This window comes from Paenibacillus swuensis (assembly GCF_001644605.1).
GTDB classification, from domain to species: Bacteria; Bacillota; Bacilli; order Paenibacillales; family DY6; genus Paenibacillus_N; species Paenibacillus_N swuensis.
Window position 1 is genome coordinate 3,690,706 of sequence record NZ_CP011388.1, and the last position, 11,519, is coordinate 3,702,224.

An 11,519-nucleotide genomic window follows, 5' to 3' on the forward strand; every position below is an offset into this window, starting at 1 on the left:
CTCCCTTGGCCGAATCTTCTGCCGAAAGTCGGTCTTGCAGCCTATTACATGATTGAATGTGAATCGGATTTAAAAAAACCAAACAAAGATCCCCAAGCGTAATGCTGATGGAGAAACCAACGAGGAGGTGAGCAAGATGGAATGGATCATCACGATCCTAGTCGCTCTCGTTGTTGGCGTTCTAGGCTTTGGGATCGGTTATTTTATCCGCAAATCTATTGCAGAGGCTAAAATTTCTAGTGCTGAGCAAGCTGCCACACAAATCGTAGAGAGTGCGAAGAAAGAGGCAGAAGCATTAAAGAAAGAAACGGTGCTGGAAGCTAAGGACGAGGTCCACAAGCTGAGAACCGAAGCTGAAAAAGACATTCGTGAACGTCGCAATGAAACACAACGACTGGAAAGACGATTGTTGCAAAAAGAGGAAACGCTGGATAAAAAATTGGATTCCTTAGAGCGCAAAGAAGAGCAAGTAGCCAACAAAGAGAAGCGCATTGAAGAAACACAGGCGCAGATTGACACGCTGTATAAGAGTCAAGTAGCGGAGTTAGAGCGTATTTCCGGCCTTACAACTGAGGAAGCGAAGAACATCATTATTTCCAACGTGGAGCAGGAAGTTCGCCATGAAACCGCTCAGATGATTAAGGAAATTGAACAACAAGCTAAAGAAGAAGCGGATAAGAAAGCCCGTGAAGTCATCACTTTAGCGATTCAACGTTGTGCGGCTGACCATGTTGCTGAAACTACGGTATCCGTTGTAACGTTGCCTAACGAAGAGATGAAAGGCCGTATAATTGGTCGCGAAGGCCGAAATATCCGTGCCTTGGAAACTTTAACCGGAATTGATTTGATTATTGATGATACTCCGGAAGCAGTAATCTTGTCCGGCTTCGATCCGATTCGCCGAGAAATTGCCAGAACGTCACTTGAGAAGCTTGTGGCTGATGGTCGAATTCATCCGGCGCGAATTGAAGAGATGGTTGAAAAGTCCCGTAAAGAGGTGGATGAGAGAATCCGCGAGTACGGCGAACAAGCAACCTTCGAGGTTGGCGTTCACGGCTTACATCCGGATCTGATCAAGATTCTAGGCCGACTGAAGTTCCGTACAAGTTACGGACAGAACGTGCTGAAGCACTCCATGGAAGTTGCTTATTTAACCGGATTAATGGCAGCGGAGCTCGGCGAGGACGTCACATTGGCGAAACGCGCGGGTTTACTGCATGACATCGGTAAAGCATTGGATCATGAAGTCGAAGGTTCACATGTTGAAATTGGCGTAGAGCTGGGCAAGAAGTACAAAGAACATCCAGTCGTAATCAATAGTATCGCTTCTCACCATGGGGATTGCGAAGCGACATCTGTTATCGCCATGCTCGTTGGCGCGGCAGACGCTTTGTCCGCGGCCCGTCCGGGAGCCAGAAGAGAAACACTGGAAACGTACATTAAACGTCTGGAGAAGCTTGAGGAAATCTCTGAATCCTTCGAAGGAGTCGAGAAGTCCTACGCAATCCAAGCGGGTCGAGAAGTGCGCGTCATGGTACAACCGGAGAAAATCGATGATACCGAAGCTTTCCGCTTGGCTCGTGACATCACGAAGATGATCGAGAGTGAACTGGATTATCCGGGTCATATCAAAGTTACTGTCATTCGGGAAACACGTGCTGTCGAGTACGCTAAATAAGAATCTATACGGAAAGTGGCTGACACAACGTGCAGCCACTTTTCCATTTTTTTGACCGGAATAGGGCAAACTGGGTATAAAAGCGAGTTTAGTTAGGAGGAAACATCATTAAGGTTTTGTTTATCGGGGATATTGTAGGTAATGCGGGACGTAAAGCGCTCAGAGAAACCCTCCCACATCTGAAGCAGAAGTATAATCCCTCCATCATCATTGCGAACGGTGAGAATGCCGCCGCCGGTCGAGGTATTACGAAAGCCATTGCATGGGATTTCTTTAACTGGGGTGTCCATGGCTTGACGATGGGGAATCACACATGGGACAACAAAGATATATTTGAATTTATAGATGATGAACCGCGGATCGTCAGACCTGCCAATTTTCCGGAAGGTGCGCCGGGCAGAGGTCATACTTTAATTAAAGCAAACGGTAAAGAGCTCTTTATTATCAACCTCCAAGGAAGAACCTTTTTGCCGCCCATTGACTGTCCATTCACGAAAGTAGATTGGATTCTTGAAGATCATGCCGAGCACAAATGCGTGCTAGTGGATTTACATGCCGAGACGACTTCTGAGAAGATTGCAATGGGTTGGTATCTGGACGGCAGAGTATCTGCCGTTGTAGGGACGCACACGCACGTTCAGACGAACGATAACCTGATCTTGCCGCAAGGCACCGCTTATGTAACTGACGTCGGCATGACCGGACCTAGAGACGGTGTGCTTGGCATGGAACGAAATGCCGTTCTTCAGAAGTTTATTACCCAGATGCCTGTACGTTTTACGGTTTCAGAAGGCTCATGGCATTTCCATGCCGTTCTGATTGAAATGGATGAAAGCACGGGTGCATCAAAGTCCATCCAATTGATTCGAATGAACGAAGAAGATTTATTGCTAATCTAGTTCAGTGGGCTTGTTTGCAGTAAGAATCTGTAAAGATTTCTCGTGGGTGCAGGAATTATTGGATGAAACTAGAATATGTATAACTACCGGAATCAATCATCAATCCCGAGGAGGTACTGTACATGGAAGTATTAAAAGTTTCAGCAAAGTCCAATCCTAACTCCGTAGCGGGTGCATTAGCCGGCGTATTGCGGGAACGCGGCGCGGCCGAATTGCAAGCCATCGGCGCCGGTGCACTGAACCAAGCTATCAAAGCCGTAGCGATTGCCCGAGGATTTGTAGCGCCGAGTGGAGTTGATTTGATTTGCGTTCCTGCTTTCACAGACATCGTCATTGATGGAGAAGACCGTACCGCAATTAAACTGATCGTCGAACCTAGATAAGTTTAAGATAGCATGAGAGCGCCTGTTTACTTTAACTAGTAAACAGGCCTTTATTTTGCCCAAAATCAGGTGTTGCAGGAGGCGTAGACGTATGGTTATTGATTGTCACTGCGATGTGCTAGGCAAGATGTTAACTGACGGAAATCTGCATTTTCAAGATAACACCAGGTTGGATGTAACATATGATCGTTTGGTAGACGGAGGGGTGGCTATACAAACGTTCGCCATCTGGATTGCCGAACACTTGCCACATACCGGATTCGATGAGGTGCTTCGCAGTGTGGATCTTTTTCGTACGCGTATATTAGATAAGCACCCTGTTTCTTTCATACGCAATAAAGCGGATTTAAAGAAGTCAACCTTACCCGATCAATTTCCTGGAGCCATTCTGCATTTGGAAGGGGTGGATGCGCTGGAGGGTCATTTGTACAGACTCCGAATTCTCCATAGTTTGGGCTTAAGATCACTAGGACTCACTTGGAATCACGGCAATTGGGCGGCGGATGGCGTATCCGAGCCTCGAAACGGGGGCTTAAGTCTGAAGGGTCGTCAGTTCATTGAAGAATGTAACCGGCTTGCACTAATATTGGATGTGTCTCATCTGTCGGAAGCTTCCTTTTGGGAATTAACGGAGCTTGCTGAACACCCTTTGATTGCCTCCCATTCTAACGCTTATGCGATTTGTAACCATCCCCGCAACTTAAACGATGCCCAGATTCAATCAATCATCGCCGGAGACGGACAAATTGGCCTGACCTTTGTGCCGTGGTTTGTAACAACGGGAAGCGATGCGCGGATTCATCAGTTGTTTCCTCATATTGATCACATATGCTCACTAGGCGGGGAGAATCATATTGGTTTCGGTTCAGACTTTGACGGAATCAGCAAACATATTAAAGGTCTGGAGCACCCTGGACAATTTACGGAGCTAACGAATGAGTTACAAAAGCATTATCCAGAGAAATTGGTACAGGGATTTCTATACGATAATATGTTCCGTTATTATGAAAAGGTTCTGCCTGACTTATAAGTAGACTTCAAATCAATCTGTTTGCGATATAGATTTAATCTAAAACAGATATTTCACAATTTCGATGAAATCCCTTGCAAAAATATACGCAGAGACATAAAATTTACATGTTATAGACGTTTTTTTCATACAACTTTACACAATATTCGTACTTTCATACAACCTGATGTCGTACAGATGCATTAACTTTATAGCAATGAATGCGGAAACCGTTGCAGACTATAAGTCGCCAACAAAGGAGAGAGCACAATTGATTAGTCAATTATCGTGGAAAATTGGGGGACAACAAGGGGAAGGGGTAGAAAGTACGGATCGTATTTTCTCAACGGCACTGAATCGACTGGGATATTACTTATACGGCTACAGACACTTCTCTTCTCGGATTAAAGGCGGACATACCAATAATAAAATTCGCATCAGCACGAAACCGATTCGTGCCATTTCGGATGATTTAGATATACTGGTGGCTTTCGACCAGGAAACCATCGACCTGAACTCGCATGAGCTTAGAACAGGCGGTGTCATTGTGGCGGATGCCAAGTTCAATCCTACGGTGCCTGAAGGCATCGACGCCAGATTGTTCGCGGTTCCGATTACATCGATCGCTGAAGATCTGGGAACCTCTCTGATGAAGAACATGGTGGCATCCGGCGCTTCTTGGGCGCTGTTGGGTCTGCCGATTGATGTGTTTAACAAAGCGGTAGAAGAAGAGTTCGGCCGCAAGGGCGCGGCTGTAGTTCAGAAAAACGTGGAAGCTGTCGCTCAAGGGGCAAAGTTTGTACTGGAACAAGCGGGCGGACCTCTGTCTGAATTCCAATTGGAGCCTGCTGACGGTAAACAAAAGTTATTTATGATAGGTAATGATGCCATCGCTCTGGGCGCGGTTGCTGCGGGTTGCCGTTTTATGCCGGCATATCCGATTACGCCTGCCTCGGAGATTATGGAATATCTAATTAAACAATTGCCTAAATTAGGCGGGACAGTCATTCAAACGGAAGACGAGATTGCGGCTGTCACCATGGCGATCGGCGCGGCCTATGGCGGTGCGCGGTCCATGACGGCTTCGGCCGGACCTGGACTTTCCTTGATGATGGAGGCTATCGGTCTCGCAGGCATGACCGAAACGCCTGTGGTCATTGTAAATACGATGCGAGGCGGTCCTAGTACAGGTTTGCCGACCAAGCAAGAGCAATCTGATTTGAACGCGATGATCAACGGCACACACGGTGAGATTCCTAAGGTAGTCTTGATGCCTAGCACGCTGGAAGAATGCTTCTATGACACTTTGGAAGCTTTCAATATTGCTGATGAATTTCAAGTGCCTGTCATTCTTTTAACGGATTTGCAGTTATCTTTAGGTAAACAATCCTCCGAACCGTTGGATTTCCATAGAATACAGATTAAGCGCGGAAATGTCGTAACCGAAGCGGCGGAGCGGGAAGCCGGTAAATTATTCCCGCGTTATCAGTTTGCTGCCGACGGTGTATCCCCGCGTATATTCCCGGGACAGAAAAATGGCATCCACCATGTTACCGGTGTTGAACATGATGAAGAAGGACGTCCTTCTGAAAGTCCTGTAAATCGCAAAAAAATGATGGACAAACGCCTTCATAAGCTCTCGAACCTGAAGGTAACAAACCCGATTCATGCCAAATCACCTCATGAATCTCCGGATCTGCTAATCGTCGGTATGGGTTCTACCGGCGGTACGATTGAAGAAGCTCGTGTCCGGTTAGAAGCTGAAGGCGTTACTTCAAATCATGTGATGGTTCGGCAGCTTCATCCGTTCCCTGTGGAGGAGTTCAAAGCGCAAGCGGATAAAGCAAGAAAAATTGTTGTTATCGAGAACAACGCAACAGGTCAATTGGCGCAGCAGATCAAGCTGAATGTCGGATGCGGCGACAAACTGGTCAGTGTGCTTAAATATGACGGGAATCCGTTCTTACCAGCAGAGATCCATAAAGAATGTAAGGGGCTGATCGTACATGGCAACGTTTAAAGATTTCAGAAACAATATTAAGCCAAACTGGTGCCCCGGCTGCGGAGATTTCTCTGTTCAGGCGGCGATTCAAAGAGCGGCGGCCAATATCGGACTGGAGCCTGAAAACCTAGCTGTAGTATCAGGAATCGGCTGTTCCGGACGGATTTCAGGTTACATCAATGCGTACGGCTTCCACGGTATTCATGGGCGATCCTTACCGATTGCTCAAGGCTTGAAGATGGCTAACCGGGAACTTACAGTCATTGCCTCTGGGGGCGACGGCGACGGTTTCGCCATTGGTATGGGTCATACCGTTCATGCTATTCGCAGAAACATGAATATTACGTATATTGTTATGGACAACCAAATCTATGGTTTGACGAAAGGCCAGACTTCGCCGCGCAGCGCCGAGGGCTTCAAGACGAAGAGCACACCGCAAGGATCCATTGAATCCACCTTGGCTCCTCTTGAAATTGCATTGTCTGCCGGCGCAACTTTCGTTGCTCAGTCCTTCTCGAGTAATTTAAAACAGTTAACTTCATTAATTGAACAAGGATTACAACATGAAGGCTTCTCCATGATCAACGTGTTTAGCCCGTGTGTAACCTTTAACAAAATCAATACCTATGATTGGTTTAAAGAAAACATTATTGACTTGGAAGAGATTGAAGGTTACGACCCAAGCAATCGAATCCAAGCCATGACCAAATTGATGGAAACCGGCGGCATGCTGACGGGATTGATTTATCAAGATAAGCAGAAGAAGAGCTACGAAAACCTTGTTGCAGGGTTTAAAGAAGAAGGTTTAGCGAAACAAAACATATCGCTCAGCGAAGAAGAGTTTCATAAGCTGTTAGCTGAGTTTAAATAATAAAAAAGGCATAAGGTCTGTTGACCCTATGCCTTTTTGCTGTGTAAAGGGGTGCATGCCTGATCCAGGTTGTACTTCCTATCCAAAAATGGTATATTGGACAGCGGATTTGTGTACGCTAAGATGGGTTACATAGGTAATATGGAGCTAATAGCGAGCAAACCGATGAATTAAAGTGAAGGAAGGTTTAACCATGATGAAACAAGTACCCGTAGGTGTGTCCGCACGCCATATTCATTTATCCAAGGAACATATCGCCGTTCTGTTTGGTGAAGGATATGAATTAAATGAAATGAAAGCTTTGTCCCAACCGGGGCAATACGCTGCCGCAGAAACGGTAGCCGTCATCGGTACAAAGGGCAAATTCGATAAAGTTCGCATCCTTGGCCCAGCTCGCGGCGCCACACAATTAGAGGTATCCCGAACAGACGCTTTCGCTCTGGGAGTGAACCCACCTGTAAGAGAATCCGGTAATATCCAAGGTACACCCGGCATTAAACTGATTGGACCGGCAGGAGAAGTGGAGATGGCTGAAGGGGTAATTATCGCCGCTAGACATATCCATTTTCATACTTCCGATGCTGCAAAATGGGGTATTAACGATAAACAATTACTTCGGGTGCGAGTAGGCGGTGAACGAGGCTTAACGTTTGATCATGTGGTAGCACGGGTTTCGGACAGTTATGCGCTGGATATGCATATCGACACAGATGAAGCTAATGCATCCGGTGCCAAAACCGGGGACCTTGCGGAAATTATAGATTAATATTAGTAAAGGAGAGCTCCTATAGAAGAGCTCTCCTTTTACGTTATTCAAGACGAGTGTGCAGTGACAGGAAGTGATTCTTTCGGTTCCCGTTGTAATCTGGAATGAATGGCGAAACATAATGCTGAAGCGACAGCACCCGCAAGTGTAACCAGTAAGACCTTATCCAAGCCGCCAAGGTCATATAAGGTACCTAAGGCGTATGGGCCAAAGATTCGTCCGGATGCGCCAATTGCACCAACGATTCCAAGATAGAAGGGTGCGTATATGCCTGATTTGGCAGTAATAAATGCAGGGACGGCCGGTGCAATGAGCATCTCGCCGAAGGTTGCTATGATCATCCCCAAGATTAACGCACTATATGAATGGGAGGCGATCATAATCACATAGCCAACACCATAGCAGATCGCGCTGGCTGTCATCTGTGCAGGAAGATTGTGAAGGCTAATCCTCTTTAACCAGGAGAGCAGCGGTTGGCCGACAAAAATAATTATACCGTTCACGGTCCAAAGAAAGCTGTAAGCTGCAAGTCCATTCCCCGATTCATTCAGGTAAGGTGCTATACCCGTATTCCAGACAGAGTTAGAAAACCATATGAGCAGTGAGCCCAGAGACATGAAAACATAAAGCTTGTAATTCAGCAGCAGCGCCTTCTGATTTAAGGAGCCTCGTTCAAGAGAACCCTTCTTCGTTCCCACTTGGAGAGTGCCGTCAACTTGAGTATCCATATTTTTAACAGTATAAATTAAATACAAAGCAAAGAGGATGGAAGAGGCTCCGGCCAGTCCAAAATTAACAGAGAAGCTAAACGCCATAGCAGTCAGACCTGCCAAGGCGGTACCGACGGCCATCCCTATGTTGTTACCGACGTAAATAAAGTTAAACATACGGCTTCCCATGTCCTTCCAACGAAATCCGACGTAAGCCTGTATGGCCGGCATGGCTAATCCGTTGAAAAAACCGCTGATGATGAGTAAGACGAGAAACATACCCCATTCGTCTGTGAAAGCGATCCCCATCTGGCTCACCCCTGCGAGGGCCATACCTCCTATAAGAAGTACCTTAATCCCAAGTCTTTGATACAGAGCGCTGACAGCAAATTGACCGAGCATCATGGCAATCGACTGGCAAAGCAAGGCAAACCCCGCATCTCCGTACGAACGATCCAACACATTATGCACATACAACGTAACCATTGGCCACATAAAGGCGCTGCCCATAGAGTTCATTAAACTTGCCGCCAGAAAAGGCCAAGCCTCTTTAGGATATTCCGAAATCCAAGAAAATGTGTTGCGCATGGTGCTTCACCTGATCTTTCATCTGATGTAAAGTTTGTAGTGTTAATGTACCGTAAAGACGCAGACTTTGTAAACAGAAATGTATAGAAAGTGAATTTCCCCTTTTATTTTCATTGGATTAAGAATGTTCATTGGCGGCACTGGGCGGAAGATGCTATAATTATATATTGGTGAGCCTTAGTAAATCATCACCCTATGTAAATCGAAATTGACGAAGCGTTTTTGAGGTGAAATAGATGACTGCAACGAAAGATTATGCGAAGTATTTTCAGCCGCCGTCCTTGAAGGAAGCCAAACAGCGCGGCAAAGAGGACATCAGTGTCCATTACGAATTCGGCATTCCGGAAGAACTGCAAGGCTTTGGCAACGGAAAGCGATACTTGATTCGCACTTACGGATGTCAGATGAACGAGCATGATACGGAAACGATGAAGGGCATGCTTGAGTTGATGGGTTACTCTTCAACAGAGGAGAAGAATGACGCTGATATTATTCTGATGAATACTTGCGCCATCAGGGAGAATGCGGAAGATAAAGTGTTCGGCGAACTGGGTCATCTGAAACATCTGAAGCAACAGAAACCGAATCTTATTCTAGGCGTGTGCGGTTGTATGTCCCAGGAAGAGGCCGTTGTAAACCGGATTTTAAGTAAGCATGGTTTTGTGGATCTGATTTTTGGAACGCATAATATTCATAGATTGCCTGTTCTGCTCAAGGACGCTTATTTTAATAAAGAAATGGTTGTCGAGGTGTGGTCTAAGGAAGGCGATATTATTGAGAACCTGCCGAAGAAGCGCGAAGGCCTGAAAGCTTGGGTTAACATTATGTACGGGTGTGACAAGTTCTGCACGTATTGTATCGTGCCTTATACCCGAGGGAAAGAGCGCAGCCGGCGACCGGAAGATGTCATTGCTGAAGTTCGCCAGTTAGCGCGGGAAGGCTTCAAGGAAATAACCTTGTTAGGTCAGAATGTGAACGCGTACGGTAAGGATTTTGAGGACATTGCATACTCGTTTGCGGATTTAATGGCCGATATGAGAAAGATTGATGTTCCCCGGATTCGTTTCACCACATCACATCCCCGGGACTTCGACGATCCGTTAATCGACATTATTGCCCAAGGCGGAAATCTGGCAGAACATATCCATTTACCTGTTCAGTCTGGCAGTACGGAAGTGTTGAAGAAGATGAGTCGGAAATACTCGCGTGAGCAATACCTGGAATTGGTGCGTAAGATGAAGTCGGCGATTCCGGGAGTCAATTTCACATCAGACATCATTGTAGGCTTTCCCGGTGAAACGGATGAACAATTTGAGGAAACGATGACGCTGGTGCGTGAAGTAGAGTTTGATGCGGCATTCACGTTCATTTACTCCCCAAGAGAAGGAACTCCTGCTGCTTCCATGGAGGATAATGTGCCCCTTGAAGTAAAGAAGTCGAGACTGCACCGCTTGAATGTTCTACTGAATGAGCTGAGTCTCAAAGCCAACATGAAGCTTCGGGGAACTACAGTCGAAGTGTTGGTAGAAGGGGAAAGCAAGACGAATCCGGATGTGCTGTCAGGTCGTACCCGCGGCAATAAACTGGTTCACTTCACCGGCAACAAATCACTGATCGGCAAATTCGCTTATGTAACCATAACTGAGCCTCAGACATGGGTGCTTAGGGGCGACTTAGTCACGGAAACCTATACGGCGCATGCCCAAAGCATGTAGTTATAAGAAGACGGGAGTGTATAAGAAATGACACATCAGCATGGTGAACACGAATGCTCCATGGAGCATTATACAAATACAGAAATGGTAGTGCGTGAGGATATTCTTGCGAAAACGAAAGAACTTGCTGCTTTAATCTCTACCTCTGATGAGGTTTCTGTCTATCAGAAAGCGGAAGCTCAGATTAACGCTAATGAACGAATTCAAGTGCTAATCAGCTCCATTAAGAAGAAACAGAAAGAGATTGTCGCGTTTCAAACCTTCAAGAATGAGAAGATGATCGCCAAAATTGAGGGTGAAATCGAAGCATTACAGGACGAACTGGACGGAATTCCGATTGTGGCTCAATTTCAGCAAACCCAAACAGACTTAAATTACTTGTTACAGCTTATTTTTTCGGTGATTCGTGATACCGTTTCCGATAAAATTACAGTTGAAGAGAGTACGGCACCTGTGAGTTCTTCTTGCAGTGAATAATTAGAAATTTTGAATTAAATTTCATATGTTATCTAAGAGAGATCGCAATTTTCGAAAGTCCTTTCAGGACCGAAAATTGCGATCTTTATTTTTTATTGCATTCTTTATGAATATTGTTAATTTTTTACTAAGTTTTTGTTAACTTTTCGTGAGATTCATGCGAAGGAATAGCCAATAAAATAAAGAAATAGTTAATGTCTTACAAAGGAGATACATCTAATGAGAGCTTTAATGACATTTACTTGGAGTCCTTTGAAGATGTAAATCCTGATTTTTTAATTTATTGGGGGTGCGCAACGCCGGAAATCAAGTTAAACCAGATCTATCTTTTTCCTAAACCTGCAACACTTGGATTTTTCGGATCCCAACATCGTCATATGCATCCGCATGGGGGATAGGGTCGGAGCAACTACAATTTTTT

General features: G+C 45.6%; 10 protein-coding genes. 9 read left to right on the top strand and 1 reads right to left on the bottom strand.

Annotated features, from left to right (window positions below; all coding sequences use genetic code 11):
- The first annotated feature begins 136 nt into the window (after positions 1-136).
- The 7 genes from rny (at position 137) to pduL (ending at position 7,608) form a co-directional block, all read left to right on the top strand.
- Complete coding sequence (rny, locus tag SY83_RS16390; protein WP_068608466.1) at positions 137-1,678, top strand: ribonuclease Y; 1,542 nt, start codon at positions 137-139, stop codon at positions 1,676-1,678.
- 107 nt (positions 1,679-1,785) lie between these two features.
- Positions 1,786-2,577: a TIGR00282 family metallophosphoesterase gene (locus SY83_RS16395; RefSeq protein ID WP_068608467.1), complete on the top strand. Its 792-nt coding sequence runs from the start codon at positions 1,786-1,788 to the stop codon at positions 2,575-2,577.
- A gap of 122 nt (positions 2,578-2,699) precedes the next feature.
- The gene (locus tag SY83_RS16400; protein ID WP_005550495.1) at positions 2,700-2,960 is read left to right on the top strand and encodes a stage V sporulation protein S; all 261 of its coding nucleotides are present in this window, start codon (positions 2,700-2,702) and stop codon (positions 2,958-2,960) included.
- 91 nt (positions 2,961-3,051) lie between these two features.
- Positions 3,052-3,990 (top strand): dipeptidase, encoded by a 939-nt coding sequence (locus tag SY83_RS16405; protein ID WP_068608469.1) that lies wholly within the window; start codon positions 3,052-3,054, stop codon positions 3,988-3,990.
- Between the two features lie 250 nt (positions 3,991-4,240).
- Positions 4,241-5,989, top strand: a complete 1,749-nt coding sequence (locus SY83_RS16410) for a 2-oxoacid:acceptor oxidoreductase subunit alpha (protein WP_068608470.1) — start codon at positions 4,241-4,243, stop codon at positions 5,987-5,989.
- Positions 5,976-6,842, top strand: a complete 867-nt coding sequence (locus SY83_RS16415; protein WP_068608473.1) for a 2-oxoacid:ferredoxin oxidoreductase subunit beta — start codon at positions 5,976-5,978, stop codon at positions 6,840-6,842. The genes SY83_RS16410 and SY83_RS16415 overlap by 14 nt, the downstream gene beginning before the upstream one ends.
- A 193-nt stretch (positions 6,843-7,035) precedes the next feature.
- Positions 7,036-7,608 (top strand): phosphate propanoyltransferase, encoded by a 573-nt coding sequence (pduL, locus tag SY83_RS16420; RefSeq protein ID WP_068608475.1) that lies wholly within the window; start codon positions 7,036-7,038, stop codon positions 7,606-7,608.
- Between the two features lie 47 nt (positions 7,609-7,655).
- Here pduL and SY83_RS16425 read toward each other — a convergent pair whose 3' ends face one another.
- On the bottom strand, positions 7,656-8,906 hold the full coding sequence (locus SY83_RS16425; protein WP_068608477.1) for an MFS transporter: 1,251 nt from the start codon (positions 8,904-8,906) through the stop codon (positions 7,656-7,658).
- 236 nt (positions 8,907-9,142) lie between these two features.
- On the opposite strand from SY83_RS16425, the gene miaB reads away from it, so the two are divergent.
- Positions 9,143-10,621 (top strand): tRNA (N6-isopentenyl adenosine(37)-C2)-methylthiotransferase MiaB, encoded by a 1,479-nt coding sequence (gene miaB, locus SY83_RS16430; RefSeq protein WP_068608479.1) that lies wholly within the window; start codon positions 9,143-9,145, stop codon positions 10,619-10,621.
- Positions 10,622-10,648: 27 nt separating this feature from the next.
- Positions 10,649-11,098, top strand: coding sequence for a YlbF/YmcA family competence regulator (locus SY83_RS16435; protein WP_231891277.1), 450 nt, complete (start codon positions 10,649-10,651; stop codon positions 11,096-11,098).
- Positions 11,099-11,519 lie beyond the last annotated feature (421 nt).

Excerpts from the sequence above, each read along its gene's own strand:
- miaB (WP_068608479.1), top strand. The coding sequence starts at position 9,143 with ATGACTGCAACGAAAGATTATGCGAAGTATTTTCAGCCGCCGTCCTTG.
- SY83_RS16435 (WP_231891277.1), top strand. The coding sequence starts at position 10,649 with ATGACACATCAGCATGGTGAACACGAATGCTCCATGGAGCATTATACA.
- SY83_RS16400 (WP_005550495.1), top strand. The coding sequence starts at position 2,700 with ATGGAAGTATTAAAAGTTTCAGCAAAGTCCAATCCTAACTCCGTAGCG.
- pduL (WP_068608475.1), top strand. The coding sequence starts at position 7,036 with ATGATGAAACAAGTACCCGTAGGTGTGTCCGCACGCCATATTCATTTA.
- SY83_RS16405 (WP_068608469.1), top strand. The coding sequence starts at position 3,052 with ATGGTTATTGATTGTCACTGCGATGTGCTAGGCAAGATGTTAACTGAC.
- SY83_RS16415 (WP_068608473.1), top strand. The coding sequence starts at position 5,976 with ATGGCAACGTTTAAAGATTTCAGAAACAATATTAAGCCAAACTGGTGC.
- SY83_RS16425 (WP_068608477.1), bottom strand. The coding sequence starts at position 8,906 with ATGCGCAACACATTTTCTTGGATTTCGGAATATCCTAAAGAGGCTTGG.
- rny (WP_068608466.1), top strand. The coding sequence starts at position 137 with ATGGAATGGATCATCACGATCCTAGTCGCTCTCGTTGTTGGCGTTCTA.